The following is a 15181-nucleotide window of genomic DNA, read 5'->3' on the forward strand; positions in this document are numbered from 1 at the left end:
CATTTTCCGGTATTAAACAAAAAAGCCTGCAAAGGTTAATTTGCAGGCTTTTTGTAGGTTTTGATACCTTGGCGGAGAGTGGGGGATTCGAACCCGCGGACCCTTTAACAAGTCAACAGTTTTCAAGACTGCCGCAATCGACCACTCTGCCAACTCTCCGCGACAAAAGTACAAATCTTACCCTCATTTCCAAACTAGAATTAAACTTTTTATTGGTTTCCGTTTATTGAGTTAGTTGTGAGTTAGTTATAGAATTGTTTTATGGTTTAAACTCGGGTTTCGGGACTATTAATCAAAATTTTATGGCGTTAGGCTGGATATAAAACCTTAATATGAGCGTTTCCTCTACGCTAATTTTAAAATAAGAACTAGTAGGATTTGATTGTGACTGAATATTATTTGAATTAAAAGGGATCGGGTCTGTTCAAATAAATTTCATATTGTTGGCTTAAATGAATCGAAAGAGTAATGCCTGGTGATGTTGTCATATAGCTTTCATGAAATAAAATTTAACATATAAAATAAGTCTTGTTTCCAAGTGATTAGCTATAATTTCATTTAAAAAGCTTACATTTGCTCAAATTTTAAAGTTTTAATGAAGATATTTATTGCAGGCCTTCCTTTCGAAGTAGAGGAGGCAGAATTAAGAGCGGTTTTTGGAGATTTTGGAGTAGTTAAGTCACTTAGAATTATAAAGGACCGTGAAACAGGTAAAAGCAGAGGTTTTGGCTTTGTTGAAATGCCTAACGATGAAGAAGCTAAAGAAGCGATCAAAAACATGAATGGTGGAGATTACAATGGGAGTAAAATCACAGTCAAAGTGGCTGAAGATAAACCCACTGATGGTCAAAGTCGTGGTGGTGGCGGTGGTGGATTCAACCGCGGTGGCGGTGGTGGAGGCGGCGGAAGAGGCGGCTTCAACAGATAACATACCAAAAGGGCTGTTCCAATGGCCCTTTTTTTTATAATCCTAACCTGATTATAATTAGTCTATTCGTACTACACCAATAGTCCTGAATTTTTTGTGTAAGCTGAAGAGCGATTTTCTCTTCTTTTATCACGCCTATATCCTGAATAATCCTTAGCGTTTGTAAGCTATGTACCGAAATTTCTGTCGGGCTTCAATTAAATTCTAAACTTTCATATTAGAATATTATTAATGTCGTTAATACTGTTTTAATATTATGAAGTCCTATTGAAATTTAATTGATGCTATACATGGCAGATTCTTTATAATTGCATTGTAGATGAAGGTATTTGTAATTTTAATTGCACTTCTGTTAAGTTCCCGATGTTTAAATGCCCAAACGATCAGATATTTTGTAAGAGGTACTTTACAGGATACTTCAGGTACTGGTATATCTGGTGCAACAGTCTTACTTACCTCCGATTTTGACTCTGTACTGGTTAAAACTAATGATAAGGGTTTCTACTCTTTAAAGGATATTACTTCTCCGGTTTTCAAATTGACGATATCTAACCTGGGATATCAGTCATTAGTGAAGGACCATATTGGGGAGGAGGGAATGTTTTATATTGAGATTGAGCCATTGCAGTTGCAGGCACAATCCTATGAATTAAATCAAATTCTGATCACGGGGAAACAGCTTCTTGTGATCAAAAAGGATACTATTGAGTACCAATCCCGGAACTATAAGTTAAGGGAAAACGCATACACAGAAGATTTACTAAGACAATTGCCGGGTATTATTTTGAATGATGATGGCGATGTAATTGCTCAGGGAAAGCAGATATCAAAAATTACGGTTAATGGCAGGGACTTTTTTGGCGGAGATGTAGAAACAGTGATGAAAAATATTCCGGCTAACTTAATTGAAAAGATCCAGGTTATTAATGATTATGGAGACCAGGGGCAGTTTACTGGAAGTGCAACTGGACGTTCTCAAAAGATTATTAACATTAAAACCTGGGCTAATTTGAGAAAAGGCTATTTTGGTAATGCAAATGCTGGACTGGGTAATGAAGGAAGGTATCAGGTGTCGGCGTTGGCTAATTACTTCAATAATAACAGGGAAACTGGGGTCTACGGAAATTTAAATAATAATAATTCCAGTTTATCAGGATCAGGTTATGCTTTGAAAAATGGAGGCGACAATGGCTTGACCAACTTAAATGCGTTTGGATTTAATCATCGTGAAAAATATAATAAGTACCTGAGTTCATTTGGGAGCTATAATTATTCGAACACGCGCAATGAGCTTTTCTCAGAAACCTTTCGTCAGAATATCTATCCAAATAATACACTGATTGTGAATTACGATACCAGCAGGGTCACCAGCAATGGATATAACCATGTATTTCAGTGGAATATTGAATATGATCGCAATAAAGAAGATTATATTCAAATTTCGCCATCGGTATCTTTTTCAAAGAGAAATTCGATAACGAATTCTAATTTAATACAGAATAAGTTAACGAATTCTTATCTGATTGATAGTTTGAGGCAACAAACGAATGAGTCGACATCTAATTTAAATCCGCTTATTGGCTTAAGGGTGGTAGCTAATCATCGCTTTAAAAAACCGGGGCGAAATGTATATACGGAGCTGAATATTAAAAATGGAGTAAATACGACTGAACAGCGCGTGGATGCAAGATTGAATTTTTATGATAGAAGCGGTAATCTAAGTCTGGATTCACTTTTAAGAACATTTCTTAAAAATGAAAATGAGAATTTGAATATCAGTGCTAAGGTTTCCTATCTGGAGCCTATAACGACGAATACGCGACTTGAATTTGGCTATGTGTATAGTTATTCGGAATTTTTGAATGACCGGGAGGCTAATTGGGCAGATATGATTAAGCGAATTGATTCTCTAAGTAACAGGTATACGTATTCTTTCAGAACGAACCTGGTGAGTCTGGCTCTTCGTCATAGCGGATCCAAACATGCCTATTCTATCGGTATTAGTGTTCAGCCTACATTACTCTCAGGAGAATCAATCAGTAATAGTATTAGGATAAACAGAATAGGGTTAAATATTGTTCCCGAATTAAGTTATAGTTACACACCATCTTCAGAGAAATCATTTGGATTTAACTATGCAGCCAGCAGTAATCCTCCTTCTTATTTGCAATTGCAACCGGTAACAGATGTAACGAACCCGCAGTATCCAATAACTGGAAATCCGACCTTAAAATCGGAGCTTTGGCATACAGTAGATTTTTCTTATAACAGCTTTAATTTTGATACGGGTAATACGTTATTTACGAGTTTGAGTGCTTCTGTGGTTCAGGATCAGGTGGTTGCAAATACGGTGTTAGTGTATCATCCGGATAATGTGGTTACTCAGGAAACTTTATTTGATAATATTAACGGTGGGTTTCAACTTGGGGGATTGTACAATGCTTCTCTTCCATTGGTAGGTCGGCGTATTATCCTGGATATCAACGGTAACGTTAGCTACAATAATAATGTGTCGCTTAGTAATTATGTTAAAATAACAGGTAAAAACCTGATTACTTCTCAAAATTTCAGGATGCAGATTAATCCTGGAGGAAAGCTTGAACTGAATCCTTCGGTTACTTATACGTTGAATAACACATCGTATTCCCTGGATGAATATGAGAAAAATGAGTTATCGACCTGGTTGTTAAGTGCATCAGGAAGATGGAATGTAAGTCCTTCTTTTATTTTAGGGTCTGCTTTAGATAAGAATTTTTATAATGGGTTTGCAGGATCTGTAAAGACTAACCCTTTGATTTTGAATACTTACCTGGAGTATCAGTTTTTAAAAGGTAAAAAGGGTGCTCTTCGTTTTACTGGGTTTGATTTATTTGATCAAAATACGAATGTTCAACGTTTGATCTTGAATAACTCTATTATGGACAACCGAAGTAATCGATTAGGCCGTTACTTTATGGTGTTGTTTACGCTGAATGTAAATAAGTTTGAAACATAAAAAAGACCCTGCTAAAGGGTAGCAGAGTCTTTCACTTAGGGAATAATCAAATAATATTATTGTTTTGGTACCAATACGTTGTTGATTACGTGTGCAGTACCGTTAGTTCCTTTGATATCAAATACGGTTACAAGTGCTTTGTTTCCGGAAGCATCTGACAATTCAAGGTTCTTACTTTCATTTACTTTTAAAGTAAGGACATCTCCTTCAATAGTTTTCAGTGTGGTGGATCCTTTACCTACTGTAAGTGCTTTAATAATGTCGTCTTTGGTATAAGTACCAGCTACAACATGATGTTTAAGGGTCTTAGTTAATTTAGCTTGTTGTGTAAGTAAGCTATCTCCGGCTGGAACTGCTACAAAAGCTTGGTCGGAAGGGGCGAAGATGGTAAATGGACCTGCTCCTTTTAGAGTTTGATCAAGACCAGCAGTTTTTATTGCAGTGGTTAGACTTGCGTTATAACCAGAAGTGGAAATTGCCTGAACAATATCACCTGTTGCTGCAGCAGCTCCTGTTGTAGTAGTTCCGGTGGAAGAGGTTCCGGTTGAAGTTGAGGTTTGTCCTGTTGCTGAAGAATCTTGTCCTTGAACAGGAGTTTGCCCTGTAGTTGTTGAAGTTGAATCCTGTGTTTGAGCAGGAGAGGTAGTTTGTGCGTTTATAGCTGTAAACCCTGTTATTGCTACAACTGCAGCGGTTAAAATTAAGTTTTTCATATTTTGAATGTTAAATGTATCAGTTAGAATAAATACTTTGCCAATTTTGTTTTTACAATTTAATTCTTTAATACATAGATAGATAGATTTTTTTGAAAAAGTCAATGTTTGTCTGGATTGTCTAAATGTTTTACAATACGTGGTGTAAATCATCAAATTTATCAAAGAAATACCTTTATATTAATTAAAGCGTTACCATTGTGACATGAAACAAAGTATCTATTTAGTGATAATTTCTATTATCATATCAAGTTGCAGCATAAACAAACAGATTGATCAGGCAAAAGCCTTTGAAAAGTGTAAATATTCAATTATATCAGCAGATAGTCTTTATGTGGCTAATGTTGATGTTTCTCAGGCTTTAAAATCAAAGAATTTTGATGTGATAAAATCTCCCCGAATTTTATTGGGAATATTAAGGAAAAATGTTCCTTTTGAGGGTAAAGTAAATCTTCAGATTAAGAATCCTTCTTCAGCAGTTGCTGCTATCCGTCAGTTTGAATATAAGCTACTTATTAAAGATCAGGAATTGGCCAGTGGCTTTATAAATCAAACCATTCAGGTTGAACCTGGTGGTGGCGAAACGGTTGTGCCAATTAAAATAAATGCCAACATCTATAACTTTATTTCTAATAGAGAGACACAGGATGCGATTCTTGATTTCCTGAGTAATGATGGGACTTCTGCAAAGAAAAGTATCTTAACTATAAAAATACGACCAACTTTAGGTCTTGGTAATAAAGAGATAAAATATCCGGGTTATATCACGATCAACAAGGAAATTACAAGGAATATTTTGTTGTAGTGTTAAACTGGATGGTGACTTAGAACGGCGAGGTATTGATCGTATTCTTCTAAAATAATAGTTACTTTCCAACCTTTTGGCTCTGCAATTTCTCTGAGTGTATGTTGATCAATGTATAACCATTGAAACCAGTTGCCATACTGTCCCTTGTATTTGTACTGATAGGATATTTCTCCATAATATTGATTTGCAGGGAAATCGCCATCATCGTACAGGTAGGTAATATCGGAAGAGTCGAAGATCAGGCTGCCATCTTTGGAGAGTAAATGCTGTGCATGGTCTAGAAATGTACTTAGACCTGCTAGATTGGAACATAAACCGATTCCGTTCATTAATAAAAGTAGCGTGTCGAATTTTTGTTCTTCGTAAGCGTAAAAGTCTTGATTAATGATTTTTTCGACACCCCTGTCTTTCATGATGGAACATGCTTCTTTAGAGATTTCCAGGACTGTGATATCTGCGAAAAAGTCTTGGAGTAATAGTGCATGTGATCCTACTCCAGCGCCAATATCTAAAATGGTTCCTTTGCAACTTTTTAGGGCTAATAACTCAATGGGGGACATATCCTCTTCGTCCCTGAAGAAAATTTCCACCGGCATTTCCTCAGGTTCACCATACGTATTATAAATCCATAAAGGTTCTTCCTCTTTATCTGATTTAGTGTAAAAATCGCAGAGTGCTTTTTCGTATACATCCATTGGCTACAAAGTAAAGAAAATTGATTGTTTATTTACAAGTTCGCCTGGTGTATTGGATGGAATAGGCTGAGCTGTCTCTTAAAACTTGTCTGCCAGTGGAAATGTCAACACTAAAGGGTTTTTGCAATAAACTAGCGTCTTGTAGTTTAAATGCGATATCAAGGGAATCCTGCATGCCTTCCTGGCTGTAGATCCAAACTCCTTTAATTTCGTTACCTGTTTTAACCGCTTTTATAATGCCCTTTCTGCTATCTTTTTCATAGGGCATATGATCGTATTGACCGGTTACCGCTGATTGATTCAGAATGAGATGGATGTATGATGTGTCTTGATTTCGGTTACCTTCTACGTGCTGAAAACACATGTTTAGGGTATCTGAAGATGATGAATCTTTAGATACTAATCCGGAATTGCTGGAAGTATTGGAGGTATTTGTATTGTTGCATGCTGAAAATAAGAACAGGATACTACTAAAAAGGGTTAAAAATTTCATTTTTTTGATTTTATTGTTTAAACATGTGATTGGAATTTATGTTCTCCTGAGCGTTTATTTAGGCATAATGGCTTTATAATGAAAGTAAATCTAGTGTTATTTTCATTTATTCTTACGATTAGTTAATAAAACTCATAAATTTGCCGCTTCATTAACACGAGCTAAACCATGAAATATAATTTTGGCGCTGGACCCAGTATTTTGCCACAGGAAGTATTTAAACAAGCAGCAGAAGCAGTATTAAATTTTAATAATACAGGACTTTCCATACTTGAAATTTCTCACAGAGCACCTGAATTCGAGGCTGTGGTTGACGAAATTTTACAATTAGTAAAAGATCTTTTAAACATTCCTGAAGGCTATTCGATTTTATTGCTTCAAGGTGGAGCAAGTCTTCAATTTAGCATGGTTCCTATGAATATTCTTGCTGAAGGACAAACTGCATCTTATCTTGATTCAGGTGTATGGTCAAGTAAGGCTATCAAAGAAGCTAAGCTATTCGGAAATGTAAATATTGTTGCTTCATCAAAAGAGGCTAACTATACTTATGTGCCTAGAGATTATGAAATACCTGCAGATTCTGCATATTTTCATGTCACATCTAATAATACCATATTCGGAACTGAACTATTTGATTTCCCTAAAACAGATGTTCCTATAGTTTCTGATATGTCATCTGACATTTTCAGCAGAGTATTAAATATTGCTGATTTTGGTTTAATTTATGCTGGTGCCCAAAAGAATATGGGTCCTGCAGGTCTTACCCTTGTGATCGTGAAAGATGATCTAATAGGTAAGTCTGGTCGTAAATTACCATCTATGCTGGATTATAAGATCCATGCGGACAACAAATCACTTTATAATACTCCTGCAGTTTTCTCCATTTATGCTTCTTTATTGAACTTAAGATGGCTGAAAGCAAAAGGTGGTGTTGCACAGATAGAAAAGGAAAATATTGCTAAATCTGAAGCTTTATATGCTGAAATAGATCGTAATCCTTTATTTAAAGGTCCTTGTAATGTGGAAGATCGTTCACGCATGAATGTTTGTTTTGTGATGGAAAATCCGGAATTAGACAAACCTTTCCTAAAGTTTGCTCAGGAACGCGGAATGGTTGGAATTAAAGGACATCGTAGTGTAGGTGGTTTTAGGGCATCTATTTATAATGCACTTCCTATTACTGCTGTTCATGCACTTATTGATGTGATGCAAGAATTTGCAGATAATAATGCTTAGATAATATAAATACGAGATAATGATAAAAATTCTTGCAAATGATGGTATTGACGCTGTTGGTAAGCAATTACTTGAACAGGCCGGCTTTACCGTTCAAACTGAAAATATACCTCAGGGAGAACTTCCTGAAGCTTTAAAGAACTTTGATGCTATAACTGTTCGTAGTGCTACTAAGGTTAGAAAAGAACTTATTGATGCTTGTCCCAACCTTCGTTTAATAGGTCGTGGTGGTGTTGGTATGGATAATATCGATGTTGACTACGCTCGTGAAAAGGGATTGACAGTTGTTAATACTCCTGCAGCTTCTTCTCCATCGGTTGCTGAACTGGTTTTTGCTCATCTATTTACCGGAATTCGGTTTTTATATGACTCTAATCGTAAGATGCCGGTTGAAGGTGGTACAAAATTTAATAACCTTAAAAAAGCGTATGCAAAAGGCGTTGAATTAAAAGGAAAGAAAATTGGTATTATTGGCTTTGGACGTATTGGTCGCGAAACTGCTAAAATTGCATTAGGTTTAGGAATGGAAGTTCTGGCGTACGATTTGTATGATGTACCTGCAACTTTAGAATTAAACCTGACTGGCGGTGTGAATGTTAGTGTTCCTGTAAAAAAGGCATCATTCGATGAGCTGATCACTGAAAGTGATTTTATCAGTCTTCATATTCCATTTTTAGATAAACCTATTTTAGGTAAATCTGAATTTGATAAAATGAAGAATGGTGTTGGTATTGTAAATTGTTCGAGAGGTGGTACTATTGATGAGTTAGCTCTTATTGAGGCTTTAAATAGTGGTATTGTCGGATTCGCAGGATTGGATGTTTATGATAATGAACCAACTCCTCGTCAGGAGATTCTTACTCATCCAAAGATTTCGTTGACTCCACATATTGGTGCAGCAACGAATGAAGCTCAAGAGCGTATTGGTGTAGAGTTAGCAAACCTGATCATTGATTTCTTTAAAAAATAATTATTTCAACAGAGAAGTAGGCAGCATTATAAATCAAATTCATTAAAGAATTTGATTTTGGTCAAAATCTCGAAGGAATAAAAAGGGCAATTTTCATATCGAAAATTGCCCTTTTTATTATAAAAAAGTGTTAAAATTTATTGGCTTAACGCTAGAAAAGACTTACTGGATAGCTCTTTTTTTGAACTTTTTAATATGTTTCTTTGAACTGTTTCATATAAAATGCTTTGGATTTATTTGTCTTGACTATATTGCAACATATATTTTAATTTACTAAAATGCCGTTAACAAATAAAAAAAGCAGGATCGTAGTCATTGGTGTTGGAGCTGTAGGTTCTACAACAGCCTATACGCTTCTTTTAAGAGAGCGTATGGATGAATTGGTACTAATAGATGCCAATCAGGGTAAGGCTATAGGAGATGCGTTAGATATGAACCATGGCTTGCCTTTTTTGGGGCAGTCTAAAGTTTGGGCCGGTACTTACGAAGATTGTAAGGATGCTGACATTATTATTATCACTGCAGGGGCTTCACAGCGTGAAGGTGAGTCTCGTATTGATCTGTTAAAACGTAATGTAGCCGTTTTTGAAAGCATTACTACAGAGGTGCTGAAGTATAATACAGATGGCATCTTGATTATTGCATCAAATCCGGTAGATATAATGAGCTATTTTACATGGAAGAAATCAGGATGGCCAGTGAACCGAATAATTGGGTCGGGTACTTTATTAGATAGTGCACGATTTCGATACTTGATAGGGGAGAAGCTTAATATTGATTCAAGAAGTGTGCATGCACATATTATTGGTGAACATGGCGATTCTGAATTGCCTTTATGGAGCATGACTAACGTGGCTGGTTCTACTATTAATTTCACTGATGAAGAAAAAGAAAACCTTTATTTAGATACTAAAAATGCTGCTTATCAGATTATAAAAGCGAAAGGTGCAACGTTTTATGGGATCGCGCTAGCTCTTGATCGGATTTGTACAGCTATTTTACATAATGAAGCGGCTGTGTTGAATGTTTCGACTTTGCTGACTGATTACCATGGCGTGTCTGATGTATTTTTAGGGGTTCCTTGTGTGGTAGATCGTAACGGGGTAAGGGAAGTCTTGCCTTTAGATATTAATGAGTTGGAAAGGACTCAGCTAAATCAATCTGCTCAAAAAATTAAAGATATAATTAGTTCAGTGTCTATGTAATCACTTTGAGGTTTTTCAAAAGTAAGATATCAGCGTAAATGTGGCTATTCTTTTTTTATGATACATAGGCCTAAGGGGTTAATGGTTTTGGATTAAAATAGAAAATATTTAATACATCATACGATGATATCTTATTTTAAAAGCATATTGGGGACTTCGTTTTTTTTATTCATTTTGCTGAGTAGCAGCTCAGCACAAAATACATACAGACATTTTTCGATAGGCATTGGTGCTGGTCAGACATCTACATTCACCGATTTCTTACATGCTGATCGTAAGTTATTCGGGTATGGTGTATTTGATTATTATTTTAGTCCTTATTTGAATATAGGAATGGAAGCACAGTCTGGTTCTATATCCGGTCATGATGATCAGAATACATCAAACTTTCAGGGAGATTTTCAATCCTTAACTTTTAAAGGAAAGTTGCATGTTGGTGAACTGATCAGGAAGCCACAAAGGTATATTGCCGCTCGGGCATCAATAGGAGATAAATTAGTAAAAGGAATTTATCTGGGTTCAGGAGGTGGTGTATTTATGATCATGAATGGCATAAATTCATCTGAATCCTACAATAATAAAGAACTGTTTATACCTGCTTTAGGGGGAATAGATATGTATATGGGAGCAGAATCAAGGCTTTTATTGAACCTGAACTATCAGACGAATTTTTTACTGGGCGATAAAATGGATGGCAGTATTAGGCCGGGATCGCATAATGATCTTTATCAGACTATTAGTATTGGAATCAGCTATACATTGGGAAAGCTGACTTATTTGTAGGTGTTCATTAAATAATTTCGGCTACAACATAAGTACTTCCACCTATGAATATGAAGTCGTTCATGTTTGCGTTGGCTTTGGCAGCTAATAAGGCTTCGTGTACCGAAGAGTAAGACTCTCCTGAAAGTCCAGCAGCTTCAGCTTCTTTGGCTAAATCTAAGGCTGGCTTAGCACGTTCTATAGCCGGATTGCAAAAGTAATACCTGGCTTCTTTGGGTAATAAGGATAGTACTTTAGTAATGTCTTTATCTTTTACCATTCCAATAACCATGTGCAGTGTATGGTAAGAAATACGAGCAATATTTTTAATTACTTCCTGAATGCCATCTTCATTATGTCCGGTATCGCATATAATAAGAGGATTGTGGTCTAGAATCTGCCATCTTCCCATTAAACCAGTCAGTTTAGTTACTTGACTTAAGCCGGATTGTATTTGTTCATTTGTAATAGAAAACCCGATTAGCCTCAATTGCTCTATAGCACTCAGCACTGTTTTAAGATTCTTAAGCTGGTAAGTACCGGTTAAATCCAAAGATAAATTTAATGATTCACTACCATCGGATAGAGGAGGTTTTACTTGAATTACTGCATCCGCCTGAAGATTTGTATTCGAGGGTTTACTCACTTCAAGACTCAGCACATCCTCGTTGGAATCTTTATTGTTTTTTATTAACCAACTTTCAGATGCAAGGGTTAAAGTGGAATACTGCTGCTGTGCTTTATCCTCAAATACCTTTTTAACTACTTCATTAATTGCTTCTCCTATAACTACAGGTATACCCTTTTTTATTATTCCAGATTTCTCTGCTGCAATTTCTTTCAGGGAATTTCCTAATATGGATACATGGTCGAAACTGATATTTGTGATGATAGAGAGGATGGGATTGATGATATTGGTCGAGTCAAGACGCCCACCTAATCCTACTTCAATAACTGCGATATCTACTTCTTGAGCTGCAAAATAATCAAAAGCCATAGCCACTGTAACTTCGAAAAAAGAGGGACTAATGGTATCGATGAGATCCCTTTGTTCTTGAACAAAGTTTATGATATCTGCTTCAGCAATCATTTGACCATTTATGCGGATCCTTTCTCTGAAATCACGCAAATGGGGAGAGGTATATAGGCCAGTCTTATAACCGGCTACCTGGAGCACAGAGGCCAGCATATGAGATACAGATCCTTTTCCATTGGTTCCTGCAATGTGAATGCTCTTAAAACGCTCCTGAGGATTGTTCAAGCTATTACACAATAAAACAGTATTAGCAAGATCCTTCTTTATTGCTGAGGAGCCTTGCTTGGAAAACATAGGCAACCTGGAATATAAATATTCAACTGTCTCTTTGTAGTTCATGTGGTGAAATGTCTGATTGTAAATTAAGCTAATTCACCTTAAAGTTGAATACGACTACTCCAATCTGAACATCAGGAGCGGATTCTAAGCGATTTAAATTAGCTCCCAATACAGCTTGTTCACATTTTCTCCATAAATCCTGATCAGATAGGGTTGTACCTTTAACTCCAGCTCTCGCAAAAATAACTTCTCCTGATTTACCTACTCTGATCTCTACGTAAATACGACCGGATAACTGTCCTTGATCGTTGATCTTAGGTAGATTTACAAATCTTCTATTCGATAATGTAAGCTTAACATTGCCGAACCCTGATCCTCCACTACCATAGTTAGCAGCAAGAGGGTCTCCATCCACGTCACCTTGATTTCCTGGAGTAGTTCCTGTTCCGTCTCCACCTCCTGAGCCTGTGCTTTTCTTGCCTTTATAAAGCGCATTTTGATTGACTACAGGTTGGCTTTCTTTTGTTGAAGTAGTTGTGGAAGGAGCTGTTGACGTGCTTTTTTTAGTTGAAGTTTTCACTACAGGAGCATCTTCAGATTCCTGAGTGACCACTGCTTTATCACTATTTTCTGAAGATGGCGCTGTTGGCTGAGGTTCAGAATTCTCTACCACCTTATCCGGAGGTGTGTTATTTGCATTTGGATCAACGGAAGGCTCCTCAATGCTCATGAAATCGTCGCCCATTCCTACTTCAGCGGTTCCATAATTTACTACAATTCCACCTGTTCCAACTTCTTGAGGCGGATTCATTCCAAAGCGTATGATGTAGCAAAGCAGGAGCATTGCAATCATAAATGCTCCTGCGATCAAAAATGCCTTTGGATAATTATTATCTTCCTGGTACTGCATGAGTTTATTTTGGTTCTGTAGCTAAAACAAGTTTAATAGACAGTCTGTTTGCAATATCCATAATTTGAACAACGTCCTGAATGGCCACTGTGCGATCAACATATAGTATAATGGTTAACGCATCAGCCTTAGTGGACATGGCTAGCAGTCTTCCCTGTATTTCATCTAATTGAACTTGTTGTTTGTCCATGAAATACTCCAAATCCTTCGTCACTGATATGGTAACGGTTTTCTTGGAAACAGATTGTCCTGTATCTGATTTCGGAAGCATCAACTTAATGATGTTTGGATTTGTTACAGTCGATGCAATTAAAAAGAACAGCATCAGGAAGAACATAATGTCACTCATAGCCGAAGCATTCACTTCAACTGTTGGTTTATTTTTCTTTCTTAAATTCATGCTGTTTTATCTACCTGGTTCGTCTAATAGATCAATGAATTCTATCGCGTCTGTTTCCATTCTTAATATCACTCTATCTACCATAATATTTAAAATATGATAGCCTATATAAGCTAAAATACCAACTCCTAAACCTGTTGCTGAAGTAATCATTTTTTCATAAAGACCACCTGCAATAATACCTATACTGATATTATCAGCCAGAGAGATGTTATAAAATATTTTAATAACTCCTAAAATGGTACCCACGAAACCAAGCATTGGGGCTATACCTGCTACAATACCAAGGATACTTATATTTTTTTCCAATTTAGATACTTCCAATTTACCCAGATTCTCTATAGCTCCTTCAATTTCTTTAATCGGACGGCCAATTCTAAGCAATCCTTTTTGCAGCATTCTTCCTAATGGTGAATTGCTGTTCCTGCAAACTGCGATTGCAGAATCAAGATGACCTGTCAATATACTTTGCTTAACCTGAGACATTAAGTCAGAGCCTTTGCTTGATGCTTTCCGTATCGTAATATATCTTTCAATAAAAATAACCAATCCTAAAAAGAAAAGTATGGCTAGAGGTAGCATTACCCACCCACCCTTTAGCAATAGGTCAAAAAAGCGCAGTTCCTGAGCTTTCTGAGCAGCTTCGACTGCAGCAGTAGCCACTGTATCGGGAGTAACGGAATCAATCTGTAATAAAAACATGTGTGTTATTTTTTAGCTTTATCGTTTAAATTTAAAATCCAGGCTTCTTTATTGAAATTACTTTGTACTTGTCTTTTTTCAATGTTTGCCTCTTCGTAAGTATGAAATGAGCCAAGGCTTATTTTATACCTTGGTCTGCGGGTATCTTCTACAATTGTCGCCTTTATTCCTCTCTTTTGCAATGTTTTTATATAGTTTTCAGCTTCTAAGGGTAGTCCAAAAGAAGCCCCGATTACATAAAATTCTTTTGATTTGGACGTATTGATTTCTTTAAGGGAACTTACAGGATTATTGTTTTTTTTATTTTCAGGCTTAAGCGGTGTCTTTAAAGTTGCTGAAATAGAATCTTGAACGTTAGTAGCGTTTTGTTTCAGCGAACCAGCATTGTTAATAGATGAATCAACACTTTGAATTACTGGAGCCTCTTGTTTTTTAATTTGGGGCTGCGCATTCTGTTCTGGTATCGGTTTATCAGATGTCAGGTTAAACAAGGACGGATTGATGATATAAAAATAGCTACCAGAAATAATCAACAGGACTAAAATAATAAATACCGCCTTCCAGGTTTTTGAGGTCGTATGATTATTGTCCTGATCACTGAGTTCCGCTTCTATTGGCGCATTATTAATCGGTGTAAATGCAGGCGTATAGGAAGCATCTTTTAATTTTGATAAACCAAAATTAGTCGCAGATTCATTAGTCTGCGCAAGTACTAGTCCCGAAGGACTGTTTTTGAGTAAACCAATTGGTTGTATTTCAACCTCGTTAAAAGAGGATAAAGATTGTTGAATCTGAGCAATGAACTTATTAATAAAATAGCGGGAGGAAGCTTCAGAAATCTTCTTGACCTGGCTAATATAATGCACCAACGTATCATCCTGGCCATTGAAGGTATTCTTAAAGCAAACCTTTTCTGAAGGGGCATGGAATTGACCTGTACTTTCATCGAAAAAGGCAGATGTTCTTTCTTTGTAAAATGTCCCTACATCGGAAAGACTTATTTCATCATAATCCTTAAGTAATTCCGAAATATAGAGCGAAATGTTCAT

The 15181-nt window shown here is 36.4% G+C and carries 15 protein-coding genes and 1 tRNA gene; 7 read left to right on the plus strand and 9 right to left on the minus strand.

Annotated elements, in window-relative coordinates; all coding sequences use genetic code 11:
* Positions 1-69: 69 nt before the first annotated feature.
* Positions 70-159 (minus strand) — tRNA-Ser (locus ADIARSV_RS00925).
* 436 nt (positions 160-595) lie between these two features.
* Here ADIARSV_RS00925 and ADIARSV_RS00930 point away from each other — a divergent pair.
* Positions 596-928, plus strand: a complete 333-nt coding sequence (locus ADIARSV_RS00930; protein WP_016193459.1) for an RNA recognition motif domain-containing protein — start codon at positions 596-598, stop codon at positions 926-928.
* 319 nt (positions 929-1247) lie between these two features.
* Entirely contained in the window at positions 1248-3923 is a 2676-nt protein-coding gene (locus ADIARSV_RS00935) for a TonB-dependent receptor (RefSeq protein ID WP_016193460.1), read from the plus strand.
* 56 nt (positions 3924-3979) lie between these two features.
* Here ADIARSV_RS00935 and ADIARSV_RS20300 read toward each other — a convergent pair whose 3' ends face one another.
* Positions 3980-4636: a fasciclin domain-containing protein gene (locus ADIARSV_RS20300; RefSeq protein ID WP_016193461.1), complete on the minus strand. Its 657-nt coding sequence runs from the start codon at positions 4634-4636 to the stop codon at positions 3980-3982.
* Between the two features lie 205 nt (positions 4637-4841).
* Between ADIARSV_RS20300 and ADIARSV_RS00945 the strand changes: the two genes are divergently transcribed.
* The gene (locus tag ADIARSV_RS00945) at positions 4842-5441 is read left to right on the plus strand and encodes a hypothetical protein (protein ID WP_016193462.1); all 600 of its coding nucleotides are present in this window, start codon (positions 4842-4844) and stop codon (positions 5439-5441) included.
* 2 nt (positions 5442-5443) lie between these two features.
* Here ADIARSV_RS00945 and ADIARSV_RS00950 read toward each other — a convergent pair whose 3' ends face one another.
* Positions 5444-6139 (minus strand): class I SAM-dependent methyltransferase, encoded by a 696-nt coding sequence (locus ADIARSV_RS00950; RefSeq protein WP_016193463.1) that lies wholly within the window; start codon positions 6137-6139, stop codon positions 5444-5446.
* 28 nt (positions 6140-6167) lie between these two features.
* Positions 6168-6632 carry a hypothetical protein gene (locus ADIARSV_RS00955; RefSeq protein WP_152439726.1) on the minus strand — a complete coding sequence of 155 codons (465 nt, stop codon included), beginning with the start codon at positions 6630-6632 and terminating at the stop codon, positions 6168-6170.
* Between the two features lie 168 nt (positions 6633-6800).
* On the opposite strand from ADIARSV_RS00955, the gene serC reads away from it, so the two are divergent.
* From serC to ADIARSV_RS00980, 4 genes are all read left to right on the plus strand, one after another.
* The gene (gene serC, locus ADIARSV_RS00965) at positions 6801-7868 is read left to right on the plus strand and encodes a 3-phosphoserine/phosphohydroxythreonine transaminase (protein ID WP_016193466.1); all 1068 of its coding nucleotides are present in this window, start codon (positions 6801-6803) and stop codon (positions 7866-7868) included.
* Between the two features lie 19 nt (positions 7869-7887).
* Entirely contained in the window at positions 7888-8838 is a 951-nt protein-coding gene (locus tag ADIARSV_RS00970; RefSeq protein ID WP_016193467.1) for a D-2-hydroxyacid dehydrogenase, read from the plus strand.
* A gap of 278 nt (positions 8839-9116) precedes the next feature.
* Positions 9117-10043 (plus strand): L-lactate dehydrogenase, encoded by a 927-nt coding sequence (locus ADIARSV_RS00975; protein WP_016193468.1) that lies wholly within the window; start codon positions 9117-9119, stop codon positions 10041-10043.
* A gap of 123 nt (positions 10044-10166) precedes the next feature.
* Positions 10167-10826 carry a hypothetical protein gene (locus ADIARSV_RS00980; RefSeq protein ID WP_040298661.1) on the plus strand — a complete coding sequence of 220 codons (660 nt, stop codon included), beginning with the start codon at positions 10167-10169 and terminating at the stop codon, positions 10824-10826.
* A gap of 7 nt (positions 10827-10833) precedes the next feature.
* On the opposite strand, the gene ADIARSV_RS00985 is transcribed toward ADIARSV_RS00980, so the two are convergent.
* Genes ADIARSV_RS00985 through ADIARSV_RS01005 form a run of 5 tightly spaced genes read right to left on the minus strand, consistent with a single transcriptional unit; the run spans position 10834 to position 15181 of the window.
* Complete coding sequence (locus tag ADIARSV_RS00985; RefSeq protein ID WP_040298663.1) at positions 10834-12180, minus strand: bifunctional folylpolyglutamate synthase/dihydrofolate synthase; 1347 nt, start codon at positions 12178-12180, stop codon at positions 10834-10836.
* Positions 12181-12208: 28 nt separating this feature from the next.
* Positions 12209-13030, minus strand: coding sequence for a hypothetical protein (locus ADIARSV_RS00990; protein ID WP_016193471.1), 822 nt, complete (start codon positions 13028-13030; stop codon positions 12209-12211).
* 4 nt (positions 13031-13034) lie between these two features.
* The gene (locus ADIARSV_RS00995; RefSeq protein ID WP_016193472.1) at positions 13035-13430 is read right to left on the minus strand and encodes an ExbD/TolR family protein; all 396 of its coding nucleotides are present in this window, start codon (positions 13428-13430) and stop codon (positions 13035-13037) included.
* A 6-nt stretch (positions 13431-13436) separates the two neighbouring features.
* Entirely contained in the window at positions 13437-14132 is a 696-nt protein-coding gene (locus ADIARSV_RS01000) for a MotA/TolQ/ExbB proton channel family protein (protein WP_016193473.1), read from the minus strand.
* A 5-nt stretch (positions 14133-14137) separates the two neighbouring features.
* Positions 14138-15181 carry an SPOR domain-containing protein gene (locus ADIARSV_RS01005; protein WP_016193474.1) on the minus strand — a complete coding sequence of 348 codons (1044 nt, stop codon included), beginning with the start codon at positions 15179-15181 and terminating at the stop codon, positions 14138-14140.

Origin of the sequence: Arcticibacter svalbardensis MN12-7 (assembly GCF_000403135.1) — a bacterium.
Taxonomy (GTDB): domain Bacteria; phylum Bacteroidota; class Bacteroidia; order Sphingobacteriales; family Sphingobacteriaceae; genus Arcticibacter; species Arcticibacter svalbardensis.

Coding starts and splice junctions, on each gene's coding strand:
- ADIARSV_RS00930 (WP_016193459.1), top strand. CDS start 596: ATGAAGATATTTATTGCAGGCCTTCCTTTCGAAGTAGAGGAGGCAGAA.
- ADIARSV_RS00935 (WP_016193460.1), top strand. CDS start 1,248: ATGAAGGTATTTGTAATTTTAATTGCACTTCTGTTAAGTTCCCGATGT.
- ADIARSV_RS20300 (WP_016193461.1), bottom strand. CDS start 4,636: ATGAAAAACTTAATTTTAACCGCTGCAGTTGTAGCAATAACAGGGTTT.
- ADIARSV_RS00945 (WP_016193462.1), top strand. CDS start 4,842: ATGAAACAAAGTATCTATTTAGTGATAATTTCTATTATCATATCAAGT.
- ADIARSV_RS00950 (WP_016193463.1), bottom strand. CDS start 6,139: ATGGATGTATACGAAAAAGCACTCTGCGATTTTTACACTAAATCAGAT.
- ADIARSV_RS00955 (WP_152439726.1), bottom strand. CDS start 6,632: ATGAAATTTTTAACCCTTTTTAGTAGTATCCTGTTCTTATTTTCAGCA.
- serC (WP_016193466.1), top strand. CDS start 6,801: ATGAAATATAATTTTGGCGCTGGACCCAGTATTTTGCCACAGGAAGTA.
- ADIARSV_RS00970 (WP_016193467.1), top strand. CDS start 7,888: ATGATAAAAATTCTTGCAAATGATGGTATTGACGCTGTTGGTAAGCAA.
- ADIARSV_RS00975 (WP_016193468.1), top strand. CDS start 9,117: ATGCCGTTAACAAATAAAAAAAGCAGGATCGTAGTCATTGGTGTTGGA.
- ADIARSV_RS00980 (WP_040298661.1), top strand. CDS start 10,167: ATGATATCTTATTTTAAAAGCATATTGGGGACTTCGTTTTTTTTATTC.
- ADIARSV_RS00985 (WP_040298663.1), bottom strand. CDS start 12,180: ATGAACTACAAAGAGACAGTTGAATATTTATATTCCAGGTTGCCTATG.
- ADIARSV_RS00990 (WP_016193471.1), bottom strand. CDS start 13,030: ATGCAGTACCAGGAAGATAATAATTATCCAAAGGCATTTTTGATCGCA.
- ADIARSV_RS00995 (WP_016193472.1), bottom strand. CDS start 13,430: ATGAATTTAAGAAAGAAAAATAAACCAACAGTTGAAGTGAATGCTTCG.
- ADIARSV_RS01000 (WP_016193473.1), bottom strand. CDS start 14,132: ATGTTTTTATTACAGATTGATTCCGTTACTCCCGATACAGTGGCTACT.
- ADIARSV_RS01005 (WP_016193474.1), bottom strand. CDS start 15,181: ATGAACATTTCGCTCTATATTTCGGAATTACTTAAGGATTATGATGAA.